Below are 21,794 nucleotides of genomic sequence, written 5' to 3' on the forward strand. Positions count from 1 at the left end.
AGCTGACGATGGTTGCTTTTCTCCGGCTCGCGCTGCGACGCGTCGCGATGATGCCGGTGATGATCCTCGGCATCGCGCTGCTCGTCTTCGTGGTGCTGCAGTTCTCGCCGGTCGACCCGGCCTTCAACGCGCTCGGGGAGAGCGCCACCCCCGAGGCCCGCGCGGCCTTCGCCGAGGCCAACGGGCTCAACGATCCGCTGCCCGTGCGCTACTTCGACTTCCTCGGCCAACTGCTCCACTTCGACCTCGGGACGACCGTCCCACCCAGTCAGCCCGTGATCGACCGGATCACCGCCGCCTTCCCGCTCACCCTGCAACTCACCTTCCTCGGGCTGCTCCTCGCGATCGTCCTCGCCGTCGTCGGCGGAGTCCTCGGTGCCATGTACCGGGACCGTTGGCCCGACCAGCTCTTCCGCGTCCTGTCCATGGCCGGGGTCGCCGTCCCGTCCTTCTGGCTCGGCGTCCTGCTCATCCAGCAGTTCGCGCTGAACACCCGGATCTTCCCGACCGGCGGGTACACCAACCCCGCCGACTCGTTCAGTGGCTGGCTCACCACCATGGTCCTGCCGGCCGTGTCGCTGGCGGTGCCCGTCGCGGCCTCGCTGGCCCGTCTCGTCCGCACCTCCATGGTCGCGGAGCTCGACCGCGACTACGTCCGGACCGCACAGGGCAACGGCCTGCCGGTCCTCCTCGTGATCCGCTCGGTGCTGCGCAACGCGCTCGTCACCCCTCTCACCGTGCTCGGGGTCAAGGTCGGCTACCTGCTCAGCGGAGCCGTCGTCATCGAAGCGATCTTCGACCTGCCCGGCATGGGCAAACTCATCCTCGAAGGTGTCACCGGAGGCGACGTCGCCCTGGTCCAGGGCACCGTACTGACCATCGCCATCGTCTTCCTGGTGGTCAACGTCATCGTCGACCTGCTCTACCTGCTGGTCAACCCGCGCATCAGGACGGTGTGACATGTTCGCCACGGGCCGTCCGGCCACCACGCTCTCCCGGCCCGGCATCGCCTTCCGAGCCCTGCCGGTCACCTCCCGCGTCGCCCTCGGCGTCCTGGTCGTCGTCGTGCTCGGCGCCGTACTCGCCCCCCTGTTCACGCAGGACCCGCTGACCACCGGCACCCCCGTCCAGGCCCCGAGCGCGGACCACTGGTTCGGCACCGACCGTGCGGGCCGCGACGTCTTCGCCCGAGTGGTGCACGGCTCGCGCTACTCGCTGGTCATCGGCCTCGGCGCGACCGCCGTCGCCCTGGTCGCCGGCTCCGTCCTCGGGGCGCTCGCGGCCACCTCGCGCAGACTCGGTGACGAGTCCGTCATGCGCACCCTCGACATCGTCATGTCCTTCCCGCCGATCGCGCTCGCGGCCGTCCTCGTCGCCGTGTTCGGCACCGGCATCCCGGTGATCATCTTCACCATCGCGTTCGTCTACACCCCCTCGCTCGCCCGCGTCGTACGCGCCAACGTCCTCGCCCAGTACGGGGAGGACTACGTCGCCGCCGAGAAGGTCATCGGGGCCCGGCGCGGCTACATCGTGCTCCGCCACGTCGCCGTCAACTGCATGGCGCCCGTCATGGTGTTCGCGACCGTCATGGTCGCCGAGGCCGTCATCTTCGAGGCCAGCCTCTCCTTCATCGGCGCGGGTGTGCAGGACCCCGACCCCAGCTGGGGCAGCGTCCTCGCCTACGGGCGGCAGATCCTCCTCGCCGGCGGGTGGTGGGCCACCTTCTTCCCCGGCCTCGCCCTGCTGGTCACCGTCCTCGCCCTCAACATCCTCTCCGAGGGCCTCACCGACGCCTCCGCCGCACCCCGGAGCGCCCGCCCGTCCGCGGTCCCCGCCGCCGGCACGGCACCGGACCCGGTCGAGGCCGCCTCCACCGTCGACGTCGACGCCGCCCTCGCCGGACTCGCCCGGCACATCGAGGCCACCCCGCCCACCATCACCCCGGTGCACGAGGGCGCCGACGAACTCCTCGTCGTACGCGACCTGGCCATCCGCTTCCCCGACCGCTACGGCGACGTCCCCGTCGTCGACCGGCTGAACCTCACCGTCCACGAGGGCGAGACCGTCGGTCTGGTCGGCGAGTCCGGGTGCGGCAAGTCCATCACCAGCCTCGCGGTCATGGGACTCCTCGCCCGCAACGCGGAGGTCGGCGGCGAGATCCTCTACCGCGGCCGGGACCTGCTGAAGCTCCCGCCCGGGGAACGCCGCTCCCTGATGGGCCCCGAGATCGCGATGGTCTACCAGGACGCCCTCTCCTCCCTCAACCCGTCGGTGCTCGTCGGCACCCAGCTGCGGCAGCTGACCTCGCGCGGAGGGACGAAGACACCGGCCGAACTCCTCGAACTCGTGGGCCTCTCGCCCGCACGCACCCTGCGCAGCTACCCGCACGAGCTCTCCGGCGGCCAGCGCCAGCGCGTCCTCATCGCCATGGCCCTCTCCCGCAGTCCCCGCCTCCTGATCGCCGACGAACCGACCACCGCCCTCGACGTCACCGTCCAGGCACAGGTCGTCGAACTCCTCGTCGAGCTGCGCGACGAACTCGGCTTCGCCATGGTGCTGGTCTCCCACGACCTCGCCCTGGTCGGGGACCTCGCGCACCGGGTCGCCGTCATGTACGCGGGCCGGCTGGCCGAGGTCGGCGCCACCCGGTCCGTGCTCACCGGCCCCGCCCACCACTACACGCGCGGCCTGCTCGGCTCCGTCGTCTCCCTCGAAGCGGGGGCCGACCGGCTCCACCAGATCCGCGGAGTCGTACCCGCACCCCAGGGCTTCGGCGCGGGATGCCGCTTCGCGGGCCGGTGCCCCGCCGCGAGCGACCTCTGCCGCACCACGGCGCCCGCCCTCACCGGCCGCGGCACCACCAAGGACCACGGCTTCGCCTGCCACCACCCGGCCGGACCCGCCGTGCACCAGCTGGAAGGGAGCGCCCTGTGATCAGGCTCGACAACGTCCACGTACGCCACCAGGCACGCGGCGGAGGGCTCTTCCGCCGCGACGCCGTCCACGCGCTCACCGACGCCACCCTCGAGGTCGGCCGCGGAGAGATCGTGGGCCTGGTGGGGGAGTCGGGCTGCGGCAAGTCCACCCTCGCCCGGGTGCTGACCGGACTGCAGAAGCCCACCGAGGGCACGGTCCTCTTCCACGGCCGTGACCTCTGGCAGATGCCGGGCGCCGAGCGGCGCGACGACTTCGGCTCCGCCGTCGGCGTCGTCTTCCAGGACCCGTCCACCGCCCTGAACCCGCGTCTGACGGTCCGACGGATCCTGCGTGACCCGCTGGACGTGCACCGGCGCGGCACCCGGGAGGCCCGCGAGGCGCGCGTCGGGGAGCTGCTCGACCTCGTCGGCCTGCCCGGCCACACCCTGGAAGCCCTGCCCGGTCAGCTCTCCGGCGGTCAGCGCCAACGCGTCGCCATCGCCCGTGCCCTGGCCCTCGAACCGGAACTGATCGTCGCCGACGAACCCACCTCCGCGCTCGACGTCTCCGTCCGCGCCCAGGTGCTCAACCTGCTCGTCGACCTGCGCGACCGCCTGGGACTCGGCATGGTGTTCATCTCGCACGACATCCAGACCGTGCGCCACCTGGCCGACCGCATCGCCGTCCTCTACCTCGGCCGCGTCGTCGAGGAGGGGCGGGCTGCCGAGGTGGCCGGGTCACCCAGGCACCCGTACACCGAGGCGCTGCTCTCCGCCACGCCCAGCCTCCTGGAGACGACGGAGCGCATCGTGCTCACCGGGCCGGTGCCCTCCGCCACCAACCCGCCGCCCGGCTGCCCGTTCACCACCCGTTGCTGGAAGGCCGACGACGCGTGCGCCACGGCCTTCCCAGCGGAGGGCTCCGGCCCCGGCGGACACCGCTGGCACTGCGTCCACCCCCAGCCCACCACGCCGTCCCCGTACGGGGACCCGGCCCCCGTACCTCCCGCGAGGAGTACCGCATGACCACCCCCACCGCCTCCTACTCCGGAGTGATCCCGCCCGTCGTCACCCCGCTCACCGCGGACGGCGAACTGGACGTGCCGTCCCTGGAGCGGGTCGTCGGCCATCTCCTCGACGGAGGAGTGAGCGGCCTCTTCGCCCTCGGCAGCTCCGGCGAGACCGCCTACCTCACGCCCGGGCGGCAGGACGAGGTCATCAAGGTGATCACCTCGGTGGCGGCGGGACAGGTCCCCGTCCTCGTCGGCGCCATCGAGACCACCACGGACCGGGCGATCGAGAGGGCGCGCGCCGCCGCCGGACTCGGCGCGGACGCGGTCGTCGCCACCGCGCCCTTCTACACCCGCACCCACCCCTCGGAGATCGACCGCCACTTCCGGCTCATCGCCTCCGCGGTGGACCTTCCGCTCCTGGCGTACGACGTACCGGTGTGCGTCCACAGCAAGCTGGACCCCGACCTGCTGCTCCGGCTCGCCGCCGGCGGAGTCCTCGCCGGTGTGAAGGACTCCAGCGGCGACGACGGGGCGTTCCGCAGGCTCGCCATCGGGGCACGGGCGGTCCCCGGCTTCTCGGTCCTGACCGGTCACGAACTGGTGGTCGACGCGATGATGCTGAGCGGGGCGGACGGTTCGGTGCCCGGCCTCGGCAACGTGGACCCCCATGGCTACGTGCGGCTCCACCAGGCTGCCCTACGCGGTGACTGGGCCGCCGCCACGGCCGAACAGGACCGCCTGGTCGGGCTGTTCGACATCGTGACGGCCGCCACGTCCGGTACCGCCTCGGCGTCCGCGGCCGGACTGGGCGCCTTCAAGACGGCCCTGATGCTGCGCGGGGTCATCGCGACCAACGTGATGAGCCCGCCCATGCGCAGGCTCGACGCCGCGGAGACCGTCGTGATCGCCGCATACCTGGACCGCGCGGGCCTGTCCCGCGTCTGACACCGCTTCCCCGCCCATGCGGAAGGGGCCGTCCCGCAGCATCCACGCTGCGGGACGGCCCCTTCCCCGTACGGAACTAGTTGCGCGAACCGCGGGTGCGGCGCATGAGCACCGCGCCACCCAGCAGCAGGGCCGCGCTCGCACCGGCGGCCAGGCCGATGTCACCCGCACCGGTCTGGGCCAGCTGCGAGCCGGGGGTGTTCGGGCCCGGGTTGCCGGCCGGCGGCTCGACGGGAGGCTTCGAGGTCGGCGGCGTGACGGTCGGGGGCTCCTCCGTGGGGGGCTCCTCGGTCGGCGGGGTGACCGTCGGCGGCTCCTCGGTCGGGGGCTCGACCGGCGGCTCCACCGGCGGCTCCACCGGGGGGTGGACCGGAGGCTCGACGGGCGGGTGGACCGGCGGGTGGTCGTCGCGGCCGCTGTCGTTGACGCAGGAGTTGCCGAAGACGGGGTTCAGGACTCCGACGACGTCGACGGAGTTGCCGCAGGCGTTCACCGGGACGTCCACCGGAATCTGCGCCAGGTTGCCGGACAGCACGCCGGGCGAGCCGACCGCCTCGCCGTCGGCGCTCGCGCCGGACGAACCGTGGCCGTGGCCGTCGTCCGAGCCGACGTTCGCGCAGGTGTTGCCGAAGGCCGGGTTCAGCAGGGCGATCACATTGACGGTGTTGCCGCAGAGGTTGACCGGGACGTGCACCGGGACCTGCACGGCGTTGCCCGAGCCGACACCGGGGGAATTGGCGGCGACACCGTCGGCCGAGGCGTCGGCGTGTGCGTAACCGCCGGCGGCGGTCAGGATGCCCGACGCCGCCGCCATGACGATCATGCTTTTATTCAGAACCTGTCGCATTACGTGCCCTTCTCCGGGAAATTCGCGTGGGCGGTGACCCTGATGGCAGTCATTCCATCGACGCGGACGACTTCCTAACGACACGGCGGTTACGGGGGAAACTTGGAGATCCGTGGAAATCGTGTAACCACCCGAAAGGGTCACGTACGGGTGTTCGGCCCGGCGGTGGTCCTGTGGCATTCGGGTGAACAGGGGGAACCAAACGCCGGCCGGCCAGTTGATCAGTGTGCTCCGCCGCGGGGCAATCGGTACGAGAAGGGTTCATCGTGATCAAGAAGGTTCTGGCTACGGGCGCCGTCGCCGCCTCCGTCCTCGGTCTCTCGGCGACCAGCGCCATGGCGATCGGCAACGACACCGGTACGACGTCGATCAACGGCAACGGCGCCGAGTCGGAGTTCGGCAACAGCTCGACCGAGGGTGACCAGAGCCCCCAGCTCAGCCTCGTCCAGGGCTCGCTGAACAAGCCCTGCATCGCCCTGCCGGTCAAGGCCAACGTGGGTTCGCTGATCGGTCTCGTTCCGATCGCCGTCCAGGACGTCAACGTCCTGTCCAACCCGCAGAACCAGCAGTGCACCGACAACTCCACCCAGGCCAAGGGCGACGAGCCGCTGTCGCACATCCTGTCCGACATCCCGGTCCTTTCCGGCAACGGTGCCGGCAACAACTGACCGGACCCCCGGGACCGGTCCGGGCCGCCGACACTCCTCCATCGCGCGGCCCGGGCCTGCATCATTCGGGCGGTTTTCCGAGAAACTCCGCGCATAGCGTTTCGCGGCCGCCCGTCAATCGTTACGCATGACAGCTCCGGAGTCACGAGCGCATTTCAGAGAAGTGCTCGTGCGGCACGAAAGACGTGACCGCTCAGGACTCCGCTGCAGAAAGGGACGAAAGTGAAGTACACCAAGGTTGCCGCCGTCGCCGCCGGAACTCTCATGGCTCTGGGCGCTGCCGCTCCGGCCATGGCCGACTCCGGCGCCGAGGCCGTTGCCGTCGGCTCCCCGGGCGTCCTGTCCGGCAACGTGGTGCAGGTTCCGATCCACATCCCGGTGAACGTCTGCGGTAACACCATCAACGTCATCGGTCTGCTCAACCCGGCGTTCGGCAACGTCTGCATCAACGACTGATCTCATTTCGGCCGAGCCGACGGTTCGTCATGAGAGGGCCCTGGGGCGCACATGCCGCTCCAGGGCCCTCTCGGTGTGCCGGGGATACGGTGGGTCCGGGGAAATCCGGGCGTGCGCAGTTTCCCCGCCCGACACACGGTCGTTGTCCCGGGAAAGGCGGTGGACACCGCCGAAGAAGGGATTTGGGAAAGTGAAGTACGCGAAGACCGTCGCCCTGGTCGCAGGTTCCGTCGCCGCTCTCGGGACGGCCGCTCCCGCCCTCGCCGTGACCGCCCCCACGGCCCCCCGGATCAGCCTCACCGGTGGCGTGAACGAACTGACCTCCACGGTGCCGCAGATCCCGGACCGTGTGGTGAACCCCCTGGTGGACGGGGTCGGAGAGACCGTCGAAGAGGTGCACGAGGACGGCACGGTCGGCAGGTCGGCCGGCCTGGTGACCGGTGCGGCCGACTCGGCGGGAACGCTCCTGGGCGGACTTCCGCTGGGCGGCTGACCACAGCGGCCGCCGATTCTCCCCGCGCGGTTCACGGGCTCTTCCGTGCGCCGGACGAGAAACATCGTTCGGGTGAACGGGCGCAACCGCGAACCGCCGGACGGAGTTGTTCAGAATGCTCCGGACAGGCGGGCAACAGAAAAACCAGAAGGGCACGTTCATGATGAAGAAGATTCTGGCGTCGGCGGCCATGGCCGCATCCGTCGCCGGTGTTTCCGCTGCCGCGGCCCCCTCGGCCATGGCGGTCGGCAACGACCAGGGAACCACGACCGTCAACGGCAACGGTTCCGACCAGTACTACGGCAACAGCAGCACCCACGGCGACATGAGCCCGCAGATCGGCCTCATCCAGGGCTCGTTCAACAAGCCCTGCATCGCCCTGCCGGCGAAGGCCAACATCGGCTCGCTGCTCGGGCTCGTCCCGATCTCGGTCCAGGACATCAACGTCCTGTCCTCGCCGCAGAACCAGCAGTGCACCGAGAACTCCACCCAGGCCAAGGGCGACGAGGCGCTGTCGCACATCCTCAACGACATCCCGGTCCTCTCGGGCAACGGCGCCGGCAACAACTGACACCGCGCGACTCCGCCTCCGCCCGGCCCGCTTCGGGCCGGGGGAGACGATCTCCCGCCTCGTCGTAGTCCGTGACACGTGTGGGGCCGCTCTGTCCGTGCCGCGTCCGACCCTGCGTCGGCGCCCGGACGGGGCGGCCCCACACGGCTGCCCGTGGACGGGTGGCGGTCACCGGTCTGCACGTCGGGTAGCCCGATAGTGCGCGAATTGGGCCGATTGCCACACTATTGACCGACATTGCGGGCGCGTTCGGGTAGGTGGGCCTCATGGATCCCTACGACCGTCACCACCCGCCCGGCCCCGCGCGGTTGCCGGATAGCTCCACGCCCATCTACGACCGGCTGCTCGCCGAATGGCGCGAGGCGGCCCGACGTGAGCCGGGGGATGCGGCATCCGCTCCACCGGTGTCCGGCAGGACCGTGCCCGGCCGGAGGGGCGCCTTCGTCCCCGCCGCCCGCACGGCGGGTGGCGCGGAGTCCGGCGGCGCCTGATCGCGCGTCGACCTTGATCCGGATCCAACCCGTTCGAGTGGTGTAGCGGAACCGAAAGCTCCGCTTGGGGTTATCAGTACGTTCCACAACGGGACGCTCCGAAAGGTGAAGCGTGATGAAGAAGATGATGGCCGGCGCCGCCGTAGCCGTGTCCCTGATCGGCCTGTCCGCCGCCGCGGCCCCCTCGGCCATGGCGATCGGCGACGACCACGGCACGACCACGATCAACGGCAACGGCGCCGAGTCGGAGTTCGGCAACAGCGAGACCGAGGGCGACCAGAGCCCCCAGCTCAGCCTCGTCCAGGGCTCGCTGAACAAGCCCTGCATCGCCCTGCCGGTCAAGGCCAATGTGGGTTCGCTGATCGGTCTCATTCCGATCGCCGTCCAGGACATCAACGTCCTGTCGAACCCGCAGAACCAGCAGTGCGCGGACAACTCCACGCAGGCCAAGGGCGACGAGCCGCTGTCGCACATCCTGAACGACATCCCGGTTCTCTCGGGCAACGGCGTCGGCAACAACTGACGCCACGCGTGCGGGCGGCTCCGGGTACACGCCGGCCGCCCGCACGCATCCGCGGCGTACGTCGCACCGGGCGATGCCCACCACTCCACGGGGGTGGTGGGCATCGCCGTTGCGTGTGCGGGGACGTCGGGCGGTCAGCCGAGGCGGCGCACCGGCAGCAGGCAGTGGGCGGAGGTCCTGATGACGTCGGGGTCGCCCACGAAGGACAGCAGCGCCTCCTCGCCCACCGGCTGCCCGGGGACGGCCGCGGGCCACGGACGCGTGGCGAACATCCCGTGGACCGTGCCCGCGGACCGCGCCGCGGCCAGCCACTCGGGGGGCACGGTGTACTGCGCCTTGAAGTGAGGCAGTGTCAGCACCGCCTGGCCGGCCTGCACGAGGAGCTTCACCGGAAGGTTCGGAAGCTCCGTGGCGTCCAGGGTCTCGCCCCCCACGTGCAGTCCGCTGCGTTCCAGGGCGGTGTGCATCGCGCTCTCCCCGGCCTCCGGTCCGTCCGGGCCGTCGCCGAGCGAGTAGGCGAGGAGGAAGGCCGTCTCGCGCTCCCCCGGGGCGCTCGCCCCGCTCCAGCCGATCAGGACCTGCGTGCCCAACTGGGCCTGGGAATAGGGGAGGGTGGCGGTTTTCGGTGAGGTCATGTCCGGCACCCTAACCGCCCGAGACCGGTCCGTGTGCACGCGTATCACCTGTTCGGGGAATATCCCTGCCAACCCGCCCCAATCCGTCGGATCGGCCGCCCGCTCCCGGAAAACCCGTTGACCGCCCGGGGCGGCCCCGGGCTATGGTGTGCGGAGTTCGAGGAACCAGGAGGTGAGGACATTGATGACTGTCGTTGCGATGGGCGCTGCCCACAAGCCGAAGTACATCGTTTTCACCCCTGTGGCCACCGGCTGACTCGACCTTCTCCTCCGCGCCTGACGCGCGGTGCCGGGGCCGCCCTTGTGAAGGGTTTCCCTTGTCTTTCTCCTTTTCCCAGGCTTCCGCTCCGTCGCACCCGCTGGCTCCGTACGGCTGGGACGACGCGTGGGCCGACACCTTCGCTCCGTATGCCGAGCAGGGACTCCTGCCCGGACGCGTGGTGCGCGTGGACCGCGGGCTGTGCGACGTGGTCACTCCCGCGGGCACCCTCAGGGCGGACACCGCGTTCGTGGTGCCCCGCGACCCGATGCGGATCGTCTGCACCGGTGACTGGGTGGCCGTCGACCCCGGCGGCGACCCGCAGTTCGTCCGCGCGCTCCTGCCCCGTCGCACGGCCTTCGTGCGCTCGACGTCGTCGCAGCGCTCCGAAGGGCAGGTGCTCGCCACCAACATCGACCACATCGTCATCTGCGTCTCACTCGCGGTCGAGCTGGACCTCGGCCGGCTGGAGCGGTTCCTGGCGCTGGCCATGTCCGCCACCGCCGGTGCCGCCCTGCTCGGGGACGGGTCCCCGTCCCCCGGGCACGAGGCCCAGCCGCTCGTGCTGCTCACCAAGGCCGACCTCGTGCCTGACGCCACGACGCTGTCGCACCTCGTCCAGGACATCGAGCGCATCGCCCCCGGCGTCCAGGTGCTCACCGTCAGTTCCGCCACGGGCGAGGGGGTCGACGTGTTCGGCGCGATCGTCGCCGGCGGTACGAGCGTGCTGCTGGGGACCTCCGGCGCCGGCAAGTCGACCCTCGCCAACACGCTGCTCGGCACGGACGTGATGCACGTGCAGGAGGCGCGTGAGGTGGACGGCAAGGGCCGTCACACCACCACGACCCGCAATCTCCTCGTGCTGCCCGGCGGGGGTGTTTTGATCGACACCCCGGGGCTGCGGGGGGTCGGTCTGTGGGACGCGGAGTCGGGCGTCGGCCAGGTCTTCTCCGAGATCGAGGACCTGGCGCGGCAGTGCCGCTTCCACGACTGCGGGCACGAGGCCGAGCCCGGCTGTGCCGTGCTCGGTGCCATCGAGGACGGCACGCTGGCCGAAAGGCGGCTCGACAGCTACCGCAAGCTCCTCCGGGAGAACCACCGCATCGCGGCCAAGACCGACGCCCGGCTGCGCAGCGAAACCCTGCGCGAGTGGAAGCGCAGGGGCGCGGAGGGCCGCGAGGCCCTGGCGATGAAGCGGGGCAGGACGCGTTAGCGGGGACGGCCGGGAGCGTCCGGGCGGCGGTGCGCGCCGTCCGGGCCGCGGGCCCTCAGCCCCAGACGACCGCCGCCAGCCACGCCCCCACCGCCATCAGACAGCAGAAGAGCTCGAGAAGCACCGAGTACCCGGTCGCCCGCATCACCGAGCGGAGCGAGGTCCAGCCCGCGGCCCGGCTGCCGAGGCGCATGCGTTCGGCCCCGTAGACCGCGCCCACGTACCCCAGGATCCCGCCCACCACCGGGATCACGAAGAAGCCGACGATCGCGGCGATCCCTCCGGCCATCAGTGTCCTGCGCGGCGCCCCCGACTCGCGGGGGCGCCGCGAGGGCAGCAGGGCCTTCAGCGCCTGGTTCAGCAGCAGCAGGCACGTCGAGCCGATCAGCACACCCCAGGCGACCGGCGTCGGGTCCGTCAGCGCCCACCAGAGCACCGCCGCCCAGACGATCGCCTGCCCCGGCACGCCGGGCACCAGGACGCCGACCAGGCCGAGCAGCATCACCGCCCCGACGGCAACGAGCTGCCACACACTCATTCGACCAGCGTGCAGGAGTCTGCCGGGTCGCGCCCGTCAGCGGGGCCTCGTGAGTGGCCGGGGGGCGGTCAGCGGGGCGCGCGGGCCACCCAGCCGCGCTCATAGGCGTGCCAGCCGAGCTGCAGCCGGGTGGTGACCCCGGTGAGCTCCATCAGCCCCTTCACCCGCCGCTGCACCGTGCGCAGCCCCAGGTCCAGCTGCTTCGCCACGCTCGCGTCCGTGAGACCCGCCAGCAGCAGCGAGAGGATCTCCAGATCGGTCGGATCGGCGCCCGGCCCGCTCTCCTCACTGATGCCGCCGCCGCCCAGCCGCAGCGGCATCGCGTCCCGCCACACCGCCTCGAAGAGGCCCATCAGGGACTCCAGCAGCCCGCTGGCGTGGATCACCAGGGCGGCCGGCTCGGCCCCCCGTCCGGTCAGCGGCACCATGGCGAGCGCGGCGTCGGCGACCACCAGCTTCGTCGGCACCCGGTCGACCACCCGGCACTGCTCGTCACGGCTCAGCGCCGCCGACAGCTCCGTGATCCCGGACGGCAGCGAGAGGACGTCGCGCTCGACGACCACGCGGTAGGAGACACCCCGCATCGCAGCCCGTTCCTCGGACTCGTTCTCCATGCCGGTGACCGCGATCGGCTTCCCCGTGACCAGGGCGCAGACCTCCGACGCGGCGCCCAGCTGCAGTTGATGGAACCGGTGGGCCACGGCGCTCGCGCCCGTCACCACCTCCACCAGGTCGTGCACCGCCGGCTCGGCCGCCTCGGCCCGGTACTCCTCGGCGAGCAGGGCGGACGCCAGCTCCGCCCGTTCGAGCTCGTGGCGCTGCTGGGTCAGCAGCGCGCCCAGCGCCACGCCGGGGGGCGCCGCGACCCAGCGGTCCGCACGGGACGACGACTGGGCCACGAGCCCCTGCTGTTCCAGCCGGCGCAGGGCGCGTTCGGCGTCCGCCTCGGGCAGGGCCAGCCGGCGCGCGAGATCGGGGAGCTCCGCGGCGCCCGCCGCGACCAGCGCCCGGTAGGCCGCTTCCTGTCTCTCGTCGAGACCTATCGCTGACAGCATCCTCGGCCCTCCCCGGCTCGGTGCACGCGCGTTCCCGCGCCCGTCGGGCGGGTCCGCCGTGGCGGGAAACGGCCACGGCGTAAACCCGCCGGGCCCATCATGCCCCGTACCCTCCGCCACTCTGACAGCCTGGCGCCACCGCCGGTACCTTCCGCCCCGCAGGTGGAAGGCCGTGCGGACGGACCGGCCCGCCGGGCGACCTTCCCGTGGGGGGTGGGGACGTCCGGCGGGTCCCTTCCCGCTGCCACTTCCGGGCCTGTTTTCCGGATGACCCGTTTTCGTGCGGCCCGAGCGGTCGACACTATGGGCATGAGTCAGCAGGGGGAGAAGCCCGCCGCGCACGAGGACGACTGGTGGCGCAGGCTGTACGACGACACCGTGCCGGACACCGGGCCGGGCAGCGCGGCCGACAGTCTCGACGACCGGTTCGACTCCGCGTCGGACACCGTGTGCGGCGCGGAGTCGGCCGGTGCGGACCACCCCGTCACCGTGGTGCCGCTGCCCGACCCGCGCTTACCGGAAGCGGACCGGGACTCGGGCCCGGACGCGGACCCGGAGCCGGGAGGGCCGCCCGTGCGCCGCGTTCAGCCGCCCGTCGAAGCACCTCCGCCGGTCCCCGGCATGCCGCCGGTCCCCGGCACGCAGCCGCCTCCCGCCCCGGACGCGTCCCGGACCCCGCACACCGTCCCGGTCGAGCGCGCCCCCTGGGAACCCCCGGCGGCGCCCCCTCGGCCGCGGACCTTCGCCGTACGCCCGCCGCCGGCCCCGCCCGTACCTCCCGAGCCGCCCACGGTGGCCGCACCGCCCGCGCCGGAGCCTCCGGCCGTCCCCGGGCCGCCGGCGCGTCCGGCCGTCGGCCACATCGGGGACCGGCCGCCGACCTATGACGCGGAGCCCGTGGCGCTGCCCGGTTCCGGACCCGACGATCTGGACGGCCTCGTCCCCGACACGGTCCTCGACGGGGCCCGGTACGGGACGTACACCCTGAGGGCCGCGTCCGTGCGCGGCGACTCGGCGCGCTTCCGGGGCGAGCCCCGGCGCGACGCCCTGCTCACCGCGCGCTTCGGGACCGGGGACGCCGCACTGGTCCTGGTCGCGGTGGCCGGCGGAGCCCGGGGCGGGGAACGGGCCCATCTCGCCGCCGCCGACGCCTGTCGCTGGATCGGCGGAGCGGTCGCCCGCAGTCACGCCCGGCTCTCCGACGACATAAGGGCGGGCCGCAGGGGCGACCTCAAGTCGGGTCTGCACCGCCTGACCGACCGCACCTACGGCAGACTGCGCGCCCGCGCCGCCGAACTCGGCCTCGAACCCCCGGCGTACAGCACCGGTCTGCGCTGTCTGCTGCTGTCCTGCGACCCGTCCTGCCGCACACGGGTCTTCTTCGGCATCGGGCCGGGCGGCCTGTTCCGCCTCCGTGACGGGGGCTGGCAGGACCTCGAGCCGGTGCTGCCCGCGACCGGCGGCTCGGCGAGGGAGGAGACCCCGGGAGGGGACCGTCTGACCATGGATCTGCAGATCACCACCCCTTCCTCGCCGTACACCGGGGGCCCTCCGCCTCCGCCCGCCGAGCCCTTTCGCTTCCGCGCCTCGGTCGCACGGCCCGGCGACACGCTGCTGCTCTGCGGGAACGGCCTAGCCGAGCCCCTGCGCGGGGAGCCGGAGCTGGCCGGGGAGCTGGCGCGGCGGTGGGGTGCCGGCGGTCCGCCCGGACTCCCGGCCTATCTGGCCGACATACAGCTCAGGATCAAGGGGTACGCGGACGACCGGACGTGCGCGGCGGTCTGGGAGGCGTAACGGGGCGCGGCGTGGGTTGATGGAGTCCCGGACAGCCCGAGGCGGAGAGGGTGCGCACCCATGGCCAAGCAGAACGTGTCGGAACAGTTCGTCGACATCCTGGTGCGAGCGGGGGTCAAGCGGCTGTACGGCGTCGTCGGCGACAGCCTCAACCCCGTCGTCGACGCCATCCGGCGGAACTCCGCCGTGGAGTGGGTCCAGGTCAGGCACGAGGAGACCGCGGCCTTCGCGGCGGGCGCCGAGGCCCAGATCACCGGCACCCTGGCCGCCTGCGCGGGGTCGTGCGGCCCGGGCAACCTCCACCTCATCAACGGCCTCTACGACGCGCACCGCTCCATGGCCCCCGTGCTCGCCCTCGCCTCGCACATCCCTTCGAGCGAGATCGGCCTCGGCTACTTCCAGGAGACCCATCCCGAGCTGCTCTTCCAGGAGTGCAGCCACTACAACGAGATGATCTCCAACCCGCAGCAGATGCCGCGGCTGCTGCAGACCGCGATCCAGCACGCGATCGGCCGCGGCGGCGTCAGCGTCGTCTCGATGCCCGGTGACATCGCCTCGCAGCCCGCACCGGAGAAGTCGATCGAGCACGCCCTCGTCACCTCCCGGCCGTCCGTGAAGCCCGGGGACGCGGAGATCGACAAGCTCTGCCGGATGGTCGACGAGGCCAAACGGGTGACGCTGTTCTGCGGAAGCGGCACGGCGGGCGCCCACGCCGAGGTCATGGAGTTCGCCGAACGGGTGAAGGCCCCCGTCGGCCACGCGCTCCGGGGCAAGGAGTGGATCCAGTACGACAACCCGTACGACGTGGGCATGAGCGGACTGCTCGGCTACGGCGCCGCCTACGAGGCCACCAACGAGTGCGACCTGCTCGTCCTGCTCGGCACCGACTTCCCGTACAACGCGTTCCTCCCGACCGATGTGAAGATCGTCCAGGTCGATGTCCGCCCCGAGCACCTCGGCCGGCGTTCCAAGCTCGACCTCGCGGTCTGGGGCGACGTACGCGAGACGCTGCGCGCCCTGACCCCCCGGGTGAAGGCCAAGACCGACCGCAAGTTCCTCGACCGGATGCTGAAGAAGCACGCCGACGCGCTCGAAGGCGTGGTCAAGGCGTACACCCGCAAGGTCGAGAAGCACGTCCCGATCCACCCGGAGTACGTCGCCTCGGTCCTCGACGACATCGCCGACGACGATGCCGTGTTCACCGTGGACACCGGCATGTGCAACGTGTGGGCGGCCCGCTACCTCACGCCCAACGGCAGGCGCAGGGTGATCGGTTCGTTCAGCCACGGTTCCATGGCGAACGCGCTGCCGCAGGCGATCGGTGCCCAGTTCACCGACCGGAACCGGCAGGTGGTGTCGATGTCGGGCGACGGCGGATTCACCATGCTGATGGGTGACTTCCTGACGCTCGTCCAGTACAACCTGCCGGTGAAGGTCGTCCTCTTCAACAACTCCTCGCTCGGCATGGTCGAGCTGGAGATGCTGGTGGCGGGGCTTCCGTCGTTCGGCACGACCAACAAGAACCCCGACTTCGCAGCGATCGCACGGGCGGCGGGCGCCTACGGGGTGCGGGTGGAGAAGCCCAAGCAGCTGGAGGGCGCGCTCAAGGACGCCTTCAAGCACAAGGGGCCCGCGCTCGTCGACGTGGTCACCGACCCGAACGCCCTCTCCATCCCGCCGAAGATCAGCGCCGACATGGTCACCGGCTTCGCCCTCTCCGCCAGCAAGATCGTCCTGGACGGCGGGGTCGGCAGGATGCTCCAGATGGCCCGCTCCAACCTCCGGAACGTGCCCCGGCCCTGAGAGCCGTCCACGGCGCGCCGCGCGGAGATCCCGGAGCTCACACCAGCCGGAGCGTCCCGGGTGCGGTCCGGTCCGTGATGATCTCGGCCAGCTGGTCGAAGAGGGTGGGACCGCGGCCCGCCCGGGCCTCGGCCAGCTCGCCCTCGACGCGCGCCCGGTTGGCGGGGTGCACCCGGGGGAGGAGACGCTCCAGCCTGCGGGCGGTCTCCTCGTGGCCCAGGGCGCGGGCGGAGCGGTCGTGGTCACGCCACTCGATGACGAAGTCCCCGTCCTGCGGGGTGCCGAAGCCGCCGCCCAGGCAGTCCGCGAAGGCGTCCAGGCCACGGCCGAAATAGCCGCCGGGGCCGTTCACCGCCTCGCCGATCGCATCCCAGAAGCTGTCGAGGCCGGTGATCCCCGAGCCGTCGAGCACATAGGTCACGGTCATGCGTGGGAGCGTACAGGCGCGCTCTCCTCCCGTGCCGTCCGATGGTCCGCGCCGCAGGTGGGGGACTACGGCGCGGACCGGTCCGGGGGAGGTGCGGATCAGCAGCCGTGGTCGACCAGGTCGAAGGACTCGTAGTGGTCCGCGGTGTAGTAGTCCTCGTCGGCCTCTTCACCCGTGACGATCCGCCGGGCCCCGCGGTCCGGGGAGCCGGGGGTGATGACCGTGTACTCGTGGTAGTAGCCGGTGCCCTGGCTGGGCAGCAGCGACTCCCGGTTCTGGAAGACGGTGCCGTCCTGGTCGTACGGGAACGGGCCGCCCGCCTCGATGAGGTCGAGCGTGTCGTGGGCCTGGGAGGGCAGCGCGGAGGAGCAGACGCTGCCCACCGCGGCGGTCGAGGGAACCGTCGCCGCCGAGGCGGTGACCGGCCCGCCGACGAAGAGGACGGACAGGAGGGCGGCGACGCCGCCGAGCGTGGTGATCCGTGGGGGGATTCGCATGCCCACCATGATGACGCGCGTAGATCCCTATCCGTCAACGCCAACTCATGTGAATTTTTCGGAAGTTAACCGTGAGTACGAGAACGAAACACGCCGGTCGTTCGCGCGGGGGCGCACTCCCACTCGTTCATGTGTTGATGCCGGGGGATGCGTGGCCGCTCCGCCGTGGGGCATGCATCCCGGGTAGGCGTTCGACACATGACGTGAGGAAGCGGAAGCCGAGGGGGCCGATTCAGCGTGCGTGCGGGGGACATGACGAAGCGACAGGAGAGTCCGCCGGCGCGGATGCACCGCAGACTGGGGCACACCGATCTGTCGGCCGTGCGGGAGATACGGGCGGAGCTGAGGGAGTTCCTGGGCCGCCGCCGGCGCCCGGAGGAGACCGAGGTGGCGCAGCTCCTGCTCAGTGAGCTGGTGACGAACGCGCTGATCCACACGCGGAACGGCGCCGTGGTCACGGTGACGTCCGCACCGACGCGCTTACGGGTGGAGGTACGGGACTTCGTGACCGGGCAGGATCCCGCGCCGTACGTACCGAACGCCGACGACGGTACGCACGGCAGGGGACTGCTCCTCGTCCAGAGCCTGGCGGACTCCTGGGGAGTCACGGCGCAGGCGCTGGGCAAGGTCGTCTGGTTCGAGCTGAACGCGGGGAAGCCCTGACGCTCAGCCGAACTGCTGCTCCAGGTCCTTCAGTTTCTGCTCCAGCGAGTCGAGCCGGGGCAGGGCCTGGGTGTCGTCCTCGGCGGTGAGGTCGACGGTCGCGGGATCACCGCTGGTTGTCTGTGTCGAAGTACTCCTGGAGTTCGAGCCGTTCACGGCTTGCAGGGATGGCCGGGGGCGCAGCGGCAGTTGTCCCGGTTCTGTTATGGCAGGCTCCGCGACGGCCGGCGGGCCGCCCCCTGCTGCCGGGGCGATGGCCTGGACGTCCACCTGGCGTCCGGCCCGGCTGCCGCGGCCCCAGGCCCGGTTCTGCCGGTTCAGGGCCTTGATCTGGGCCCTGTCCAGCTTGGCCTGGTCCCGTCGGCGGTGCCGGTTCTGTTCCTTCTCCCGGCGGTCCTCGCGTACCTCGTCCACCGCTTCGTCCAGGGTGCGTACGCCCTCGAGGAGCATCAGCGACCAGGCGCCGAAGGTCTCCCTGGGGGCCCGCAGCCACCGGACGATCCGGATCTGCGGCAGCGGGCGGGGCACCAGGCCCTGCTCGCGCAGTGCCGCACGGCGGGTCTGCTTCAGCGCGCGGTCGAACAGCACGGCCGCCGAGAGCGACATCCCCGCGAAGAAGTGCGGGGCGCCCGCGTGGTCCATGCCGCGCGGTGCGTGCACCCAGTTGAACCAGGCGGCGGCACCGGCGAACGTCCACACCAGCAGCCGGGAGCCCAGTGCGGCGTCGCCGTGGCTGGCCTCCCGCACCGCGAGCACCGAACAGAACATCGCGGCCCCGTCGAGGCCGAAGGGTACGAGGTACTCCCAGCCCCCGGAGAGGCTGAGGTTTTGCCGGCCGAAGCCGACGAGTCCGTGGAAGGAGAGGGCGGCGGCGACAGCGGCGCAGCAGAACAGCAGGACGTACGAGGCGGTGGCGTAGAGGGCCTCCTTGCGCCTGCGGCGCTCCTCGCTGCGTTCCCAGCTGTCGTCGGCCGCGGCTTTCTCAGCGGCGCGCCTGCCGCGCGCGACCACCGTCACCGCCGCCATGACTCCCACGAGCAGCACGGCGCCCGGAAGCAGCCAGTCAAGCGATATGTCGGTCAGTCTCATGCGCGGTCCCTTGCGTCACGTAGGGCGTTTCGGGCGCCATCGTGACGGAAATTCCGCCGTGCTCAGGGAGTTTCGGGGCAAGTGAACGCCATTGGGGTGGCGGGGCTCATCGTTGGACGGAATCTTTTCGAATGGCCGTACAGGAGAGCCGGTATGCGTTCGATTTGTGGTCGCCCGCCCGGGTGGTGTGAGTCCCGTACGGCTCAGGGGGCCGGTGTCAGCTTCCGCACCCGGTCCGCGTCGCAGGTGCGCGGGCAGGTGACGCACGTGTCCTCGGGGCGCAGCGTGTAGAAGAGGCAGCAGCTCGCGCGGTCGCGCGTCGGGAGCGGTTCGCCGTCCGGACCGGTCAGCTCGCGGAACCCCGCCGTGCCCACGTACGGCCCGGTGGTGCCGGGGAGCAGGAGCTCCAGCTCCCTCATCGCGCGGCCCTCCTCCCCGAGCAGGTGGGCGACGTACCAGAGGCCCTCGACGATCTCGTCGGTCGCCATGCCCCACAGGGCCCGCCTCCCGCGCCGCATGCGAGGCCGGAAGCCGTCCAGCACGGGGCCGATGTGCTGCGCCACGGCGTCCAGGACCTCGGCCCGCAGCGCCGCCTCGTCGGGGACGACCCGGGCGCCGCGCCGCCCTGCCGCCGGGTCGTCGGGCAGGCAGGCGAACTCGCTTGCGCGGAGGGTGAGACGGCCCAGGCCCCGGTGGAAGGAGACGTCACCGACGGGGATCCGCGGGACCCGCCGGTGCGTGAACCACGGGAGGGTCACCAGGAGGCAGGCCGGCCAGGCGTACCGGTGGAGTCCGAAGCTCGCCACCACGTCGGGGCGGGCCCGGGTGCCGTAGTCCCGCAGCACCTGCGCCTCGTCCCAGGCCAGGAACTCGTCCAGTGCGGCACCGCCGGCCGCGAGGTCGGCGGCGCCGACCCATCCGCCGCCCGTGGGCGCCGCGACGCCGTCGGCGAGCACCTCCGCGTGGAGACCGGGGAAGACCTCGGCCAGTCGTGCGTACGCCGCCGTCAGCGGGGACGGGGCGGTGGCGGTGAGCAGGGCGGGCACGGTCATACGGGGACCACCGAATCACGATCTTTTGCAGGTAAGCCTTACCTTACCCGAAGAGATCGATGTGTGAACTGCGGCCCGCTCCGCCTATCGTGCACACGGGGCCCGGCGCGCGCGAGTCGGCCCGCCAGTGCGAGGAGGTCCCGATGGAGCAGGGCAGAGCGTGCGGGAACGCGCGGCCGTGCGCGCCCGCGGACCCCCCGCATGACGTCCGCGTGCCCGAACAGGCGCGCGGCGAGCACACCCACGGAGAGCCGCCCGCGCCCCGGGTCGTCCAGCGGCACTCCGTGCGCGGCCAGATCCTGGACGCCCTGCGCGCCGCGCTCGTCGGCGGGGAGCTGACCCCCGGGCACGTCTACTCCGCCCCCGCACTGGGTGCCCGCTTCGGCGTGTCGGCGACCCCGGTGCGCGAGGCGATGCAGCAGCTGGCCGTCGAGGGCGCCGTCGAGGTGGTGCCGAACCGCGGCTTCCGGGTGAGCGAGCGGGGTCCCCGCGAGCTGGCGGAGCTCGCCGAGGTGCGCGCCCTGATCGAGGTCCCGGTGATGCTGCGGCTCGCCCGGACCGTCCCCGCGTCCGGCTGGTGCGCGCTGCGCCCGCTGGCCGACGCCACGGTCGCGGCGGCGGCGGTCGGGGACCGGGCGGCCTACGCCGAGACCGACCGGGCCTTCCACCGGGCCGTGCTCGCCCTGTCCGGCAACCAGCAGCTCGTGTCGGTCGCCGACGACCTCCACCGGCGCTCCCAGTGGCCCCTGGTCAACAGCCCCGTGGGGCGCCGGGCCGACCTGCTCGCCGACGCGTCGGAGCACACCGCGCTGCTGGACGCGCTCATCGCCCGCGACCTCACCGTGGTCCGCTCCCTCGTACGCGAGCACTTCAACGGCGCGGACGTCTGAGTCCGCGGTCCCGGCCCGTCAGTTCGCCTCGACGGTCTCCGGGGCGGGCGGCTCCAGCCGGGGGGCGAGCCAGGTCGGCACGCCTCCCAGCAGCCGGAAGAGCCGGCCGGCCTCGGCGCGCAGCCGGGCGGCCGCCTCGGGCTCCGCCTCGGCGTCCGCCAGCGAGATGAGCGCCGGAGCCGTGCCGACGAGGTAGCCCAGCTCCTCCCGTATCCGCAGCGACTCGGCGAAGCCGTGCCGCGCCTCCGCCAGCTCGCCCTCGCGCAGGGCGAGCGAGGCGAGGTGCCGCCAGGTGAACGAGAGCAGGAGCTCGTCCCCCCGTGCCGTGGCCCCGGCGTGCGCCCTGCGGTAGGCGGCCCGGGCGGACTGGGGGGAGTCGGCGATGTTCTGGGCGATCAGGCCCCGGCGGAAGTCCAGGAGGGGGCGGCCGGGGGCCGCGGGGGAGAGCAGGGCGGCGGCCCTGCTGAGCGCCACGCTCGCCTCGTCGGCCCGGTCACGGGCTCCGAGCAGGGTCGAGGCGTAGGCGAGGTAGCCCCGCTCGCAGGCGGCCGCCCCCCGCTCTGAGTCGTCGTGGGCGAGCGCCTCGGCGGTGCGCAGGGCGTCCTCGGCATCCGTCCAGCCGGCGCCGGTGTAGAGGCACCGTTCGGTCAGCAGCGAGGTCCGCTGGAGGGCGGCCGCGGGATCGGTGGCCGCGTGGGGTTCGAGCAGTGCGGCGGCATCCGTCCAGCAGGCGCGTGAGCGCAGCCGCCATACCGCGGTCTGGAGCGGCGGATCGTCATCTGCTGTCGTTCCGGAACCAGACATGGCGGTATGCGCCACGTTGCCCTCCCCGAGCGCGCCATCGAGCTGTGGAGGCCGGCGGGCGCACACCCGTCGGCCAGGGTCTGCGCGCATCTCAGCACGGAATGGCACGCCGGGCCAAGAGGTGGGATCAATGTCAGGTGAAAGTTTTCACAA

The 21,794-nt window shown here is 72.0% G+C and carries 24 protein-coding genes; 15 read left to right on the forward strand and 9 right to left on the reverse strand.

The features are described from left to right. Positions 1 to 8: 8 nt before the first annotated feature. From ACFC51_RS14150 to ACFC51_RS14165, 4 genes are read left to right on the forward strand one after another with little or no spacing between them, the layout of a single operon-like run. A complete protein-coding gene (locus ACFC51_RS14150) occupies positions 9 to 959 on the forward strand; it encodes an ABC transporter permease (RefSeq protein WP_376528787.1) in 951 nt (316 codons plus the stop codon). 1 nt (position 960) lies between these two features. Beyond that, a complete protein-coding gene (locus tag ACFC51_RS14155) occupies positions 961 to 2,934 on the forward strand; it encodes a dipeptide/oligopeptide/nickel ABC transporter permease/ATP-binding protein (protein WP_376528789.1) in 1,974 nt (657 codons plus the stop codon). Next, complete coding sequence (locus ACFC51_RS14160; protein WP_376528791.1) at positions 2,931 to 3,941, forward strand: oligopeptide/dipeptide ABC transporter ATP-binding protein; 1,011 nt, start codon at positions 2,931 to 2,933, stop codon at positions 3,939 to 3,941. Before ACFC51_RS14155 ends, ACFC51_RS14160 begins: the two co-directional genes overlap by 4 nt. Beyond that, the gene (locus ACFC51_RS14165) at positions 3,938 to 4,873 is read left to right on the forward strand and encodes a dihydrodipicolinate synthase family protein (RefSeq protein ID WP_376369864.1); all 936 of its coding nucleotides are present in this window, start codon (positions 3,938 to 3,940) and stop codon (positions 4,871 to 4,873) included. The genes ACFC51_RS14160 and ACFC51_RS14165 overlap by 4 nt, the downstream gene beginning before the upstream one ends. 76 nt (positions 4,874 to 4,949) lie before the next feature. Here the strand turns inward: ACFC51_RS14165 and ACFC51_RS14170 are convergent, their stop codons facing one another. Next, positions 4,950 to 5,720, reverse strand: coding sequence for a chaplin (locus ACFC51_RS14170; RefSeq protein WP_376528793.1), 771 nt, complete (start codon positions 5,718 to 5,720; stop codon positions 4,950 to 4,952). A gap of 266 nt (positions 5,721 to 5,986) precedes the next feature. Here ACFC51_RS14170 and ACFC51_RS14175 point away from each other — a divergent pair, with 266 nt between their 5' ends. The 6 genes from ACFC51_RS14175 to ACFC51_RS14200 all read left to right on the forward strand — a co-directional run bounded on the left by ACFC51_RS14175 (position 5,987) and on the right by ACFC51_RS14200 (position 8,922). Continuing rightward, complete coding sequence (locus ACFC51_RS14175) at positions 5,987 to 6,388, forward strand: rodlin (RefSeq protein ID WP_376369861.1); 402 nt, start codon at positions 5,987 to 5,989, stop codon at positions 6,386 to 6,388. 222 nt (positions 6,389 to 6,610) lie between these two features. Further along, the gene (locus ACFC51_RS14180) at positions 6,611 to 6,844 is read left to right on the forward strand and encodes a chaplin (protein WP_376369860.1); all 234 of its coding nucleotides are present in this window, start codon (positions 6,611 to 6,613) and stop codon (positions 6,842 to 6,844) included. A gap of 190 nt (positions 6,845 to 7,034) precedes the next feature. Further along, a complete protein-coding gene (locus ACFC51_RS14185) occupies positions 7,035 to 7,337 on the forward strand; it encodes a hypothetical protein (RefSeq protein WP_376369859.1) in 303 nt (100 codons plus the stop codon). A gap of 160 nt (positions 7,338 to 7,497) precedes the next feature. After that, positions 7,498 to 7,908 (forward strand): rodlin, encoded by a 411-nt coding sequence (locus ACFC51_RS14190; RefSeq protein WP_376369858.1) that lies wholly within the window; start codon positions 7,498 to 7,500, stop codon positions 7,906 to 7,908. 266 nt (positions 7,909 to 8,174) lie between these two features. Further along, complete coding sequence (locus ACFC51_RS14195; protein WP_376528796.1) at positions 8,175 to 8,399, forward strand: hypothetical protein; 225 nt, start codon at positions 8,175 to 8,177, stop codon at positions 8,397 to 8,399. Positions 8,400 to 8,514: 115 nt separating this feature from the next. Continuing rightward, a complete protein-coding gene (locus ACFC51_RS14200; RefSeq protein WP_329234558.1) occupies positions 8,515 to 8,922 on the forward strand; it encodes a rodlin in 408 nt (135 codons plus the stop codon). 134 nt (positions 8,923 to 9,056) lie between these two features. Here ACFC51_RS14200 and ACFC51_RS14205 read toward each other — a convergent pair whose 3' ends face one another. Further along, positions 9,057 to 9,557, reverse strand: coding sequence for a DUF5949 family protein (locus ACFC51_RS14205; protein WP_376528799.1), 501 nt, complete (start codon positions 9,555 to 9,557; stop codon positions 9,057 to 9,059). Positions 9,558 to 9,874: 317 nt separating this feature from the next. Here ACFC51_RS14205 and rsgA point away from each other — a divergent pair, with 317 nt between their 5' ends. Then, the gene (rsgA, locus tag ACFC51_RS14210; protein WP_376528801.1) at positions 9,875 to 11,029 is read left to right on the forward strand and encodes a ribosome small subunit-dependent GTPase A; all 1,155 of its coding nucleotides are present in this window, start codon (positions 9,875 to 9,877) and stop codon (positions 11,027 to 11,029) included. Positions 11,030 to 11,084: 55 nt separating this feature from the next. Here rsgA and ACFC51_RS14215 read toward each other — a convergent pair whose 3' ends face one another. Further along, positions 11,085 to 11,567, reverse strand: a complete 483-nt coding sequence (locus ACFC51_RS14215) for a DUF456 domain-containing protein (RefSeq protein WP_376369855.1) — start codon at positions 11,565 to 11,567, stop codon at positions 11,085 to 11,087. 68 nt (positions 11,568 to 11,635) lie between these two features. After that, positions 11,636 to 12,622 (reverse strand): helix-turn-helix domain-containing protein, encoded by a 987-nt coding sequence (locus ACFC51_RS14220; RefSeq protein ID WP_376369854.1) that lies wholly within the window; start codon positions 12,620 to 12,622, stop codon positions 11,636 to 11,638. Positions 12,623 to 12,931: 309 nt separating this feature from the next. On the opposite strand from ACFC51_RS14220, the gene ACFC51_RS14225 reads away from it, so the two are divergent. Continuing rightward, positions 12,932 to 14,416 carry a protein phosphatase 2C domain-containing protein gene (locus tag ACFC51_RS14225; RefSeq protein WP_376528804.1) on the forward strand — a complete coding sequence of 495 codons (1,485 nt, stop codon included), beginning with the start codon at positions 12,932 to 12,934 and terminating at the stop codon, positions 14,414 to 14,416. A gap of 60 nt (positions 14,417 to 14,476) precedes the next feature. Beyond that, complete coding sequence (locus ACFC51_RS14230) at positions 14,477 to 16,219, forward strand: pyruvate dehydrogenase (RefSeq protein ID WP_376369852.1); 1,743 nt, start codon at positions 14,477 to 14,479, stop codon at positions 16,217 to 16,219. Between the two features lie 37 nt (positions 16,220 to 16,256). Here the strand turns inward: ACFC51_RS14230 and ACFC51_RS14235 are convergent, their stop codons facing one another. After that, positions 16,257 to 16,646 (reverse strand): barstar family protein, encoded by a 390-nt coding sequence (locus ACFC51_RS14235; RefSeq protein WP_376369851.1) that lies wholly within the window; start codon positions 16,644 to 16,646, stop codon positions 16,257 to 16,259. A gap of 98 nt (positions 16,647 to 16,744) precedes the next feature. Beyond that, positions 16,745 to 17,143 (reverse strand): ribonuclease domain-containing protein, encoded by a 399-nt coding sequence (locus tag ACFC51_RS14240; protein WP_376369850.1) that lies wholly within the window; start codon positions 17,141 to 17,143, stop codon positions 16,745 to 16,747. Positions 17,144 to 17,395: 252 nt separating this feature from the next. On the opposite strand from ACFC51_RS14240, the gene ACFC51_RS14245 reads away from it, so the two are divergent. Further along, a complete protein-coding gene (locus tag ACFC51_RS14245; RefSeq protein ID WP_376369848.1) occupies positions 17,396 to 17,806 on the forward strand; it encodes an ATP-binding protein in 411 nt (136 codons plus the stop codon). Between the two features lie 3 nt (positions 17,807 to 17,809). Here ACFC51_RS14245 and ACFC51_RS14250 read toward each other — a convergent pair whose 3' ends face one another. Beyond that, on the reverse strand, positions 17,810 to 18,895 hold the full coding sequence (locus ACFC51_RS14250) for a DUF2637 domain-containing protein (RefSeq protein ID WP_376369847.1): 1,086 nt from the start codon (positions 18,893 to 18,895) through the stop codon (positions 17,810 to 17,812). A gap of 203 nt (positions 18,896 to 19,098) precedes the next feature. Then, positions 19,099 to 19,947, reverse strand: a complete 849-nt coding sequence (locus tag ACFC51_RS14255) for a (2Fe-2S)-binding protein (protein WP_376528806.1) — start codon at positions 19,945 to 19,947, stop codon at positions 19,099 to 19,101. A gap of 143 nt (positions 19,948 to 20,090) precedes the next feature. On the opposite strand from ACFC51_RS14255, the gene ACFC51_RS14260 reads away from it, so the two are divergent. Continuing rightward, the gene (locus tag ACFC51_RS14260; protein WP_376369843.1) at positions 20,091 to 20,837 is read left to right on the forward strand and encodes a GntR family transcriptional regulator; all 747 of its coding nucleotides are present in this window, start codon (positions 20,091 to 20,093) and stop codon (positions 20,835 to 20,837) included. Positions 20,838 to 20,855: 18 nt separating this feature from the next. Here ACFC51_RS14260 and ACFC51_RS14265 read toward each other — a convergent pair whose 3' ends face one another. Next, entirely contained in the window at positions 20,856 to 21,641 is a 786-nt protein-coding gene (locus tag ACFC51_RS14265; RefSeq protein WP_376369841.1) for a hypothetical protein, read from the reverse strand. Positions 21,642 to 21,794: the final 153 nt, after the last annotated feature.

This window comes from Streptomyces sp. NPDC055962 (assembly GCF_042270185.1).
Lineage (GTDB): Bacteria > Actinomycetota > Actinomycetes > Streptomycetales > Streptomycetaceae > Streptomyces.

Bases quoted from the DNA above. Each gene is read 5' to 3' on its own strand.
- ACFC51_RS14225 (WP_376528804.1), top strand. From the start codon at position 12,932: ATGAGTCAGCAGGGGGAGAAGCCCGCCGCGCACGAGGACGACTGGTGG.
- ACFC51_RS14165 (WP_376369864.1), top strand. From the start codon at position 3,938: ATGACCACCCCCACCGCCTCCTACTCCGGAGTGATCCCGCCCGTCGTC.
- ACFC51_RS14155 (WP_376528789.1), top strand. From the start codon at position 961: ATGTTCGCCACGGGCCGTCCGGCCACCACGCTCTCCCGGCCCGGCATC.
- ACFC51_RS14240 (WP_376369850.1), bottom strand. From the start codon at position 17,143: ATGCGAATCCCCCCACGGATCACCACGCTCGGCGGCGTCGCCGCCCTC.
- ACFC51_RS14265 (WP_376369841.1), bottom strand. From the start codon at position 21,641: ATGTCTGGTTCCGGAACGACAGCAGATGACGATCCGCCGCTCCAGACC.
- ACFC51_RS14220 (WP_376369854.1), bottom strand. From the start codon at position 12,622: ATGCTGTCAGCGATAGGTCTCGACGAGAGACAGGAAGCGGCCTACCGG.
- ACFC51_RS14195 (WP_376528796.1), top strand. From the start codon at position 8,175: ATGGATCCCTACGACCGTCACCACCCGCCCGGCCCCGCGCGGTTGCCG.
- ACFC51_RS14260 (WP_376369843.1), top strand. From the start codon at position 20,091: ATGGAGCAGGGCAGAGCGTGCGGGAACGCGCGGCCGTGCGCGCCCGCG.
- ACFC51_RS14215 (WP_376369855.1), bottom strand. From the start codon at position 11,567: ATGAGTGTGTGGCAGCTCGTTGCCGTCGGGGCGGTGATGCTGCTCGGC.
- ACFC51_RS14190 (WP_376369858.1), top strand. From the start codon at position 7,498: ATGATGAAGAAGATTCTGGCGTCGGCGGCCATGGCCGCATCCGTCGCC.
- ACFC51_RS14235 (WP_376369851.1), bottom strand. From the start codon at position 16,646: ATGACCGTGACCTATGTGCTCGACGGCTCGGGGATCACCGGCCTCGAC.
- ACFC51_RS14250 (WP_376369847.1), bottom strand. From the start codon at position 18,895: ATGAGACTGACCGACATATCGCTTGACTGGCTGCTTCCGGGCGCCGTG.
- ACFC51_RS14205 (WP_376528799.1), bottom strand. From the start codon at position 9,557: ATGACCTCACCGAAAACCGCCACCCTCCCCTATTCCCAGGCCCAGTTG.
- ACFC51_RS14170 (WP_376528793.1), bottom strand. From the start codon at position 5,720: ATGCGACAGGTTCTGAATAAAAGCATGATCGTCATGGCGGCGGCGTCG.
- ACFC51_RS14245 (WP_376369848.1), top strand. From the start codon at position 17,396: ATGACGAAGCGACAGGAGAGTCCGCCGGCGCGGATGCACCGCAGACTG.
- ACFC51_RS14200 (WP_329234558.1), top strand. From the start codon at position 8,515: ATGAAGAAGATGATGGCCGGCGCCGCCGTAGCCGTGTCCCTGATCGGC.
- ACFC51_RS14255 (WP_376528806.1), bottom strand. From the start codon at position 19,947: ATGACCGTGCCCGCCCTGCTCACCGCCACCGCCCCGTCCCCGCTGACG.
- ACFC51_RS14230 (WP_376369852.1), top strand. From the start codon at position 14,477: ATGGCCAAGCAGAACGTGTCGGAACAGTTCGTCGACATCCTGGTGCGA.
- ACFC51_RS14150 (WP_376528787.1), top strand. From the start codon at position 9: ATGGTTGCTTTTCTCCGGCTCGCGCTGCGACGCGTCGCGATGATGCCG.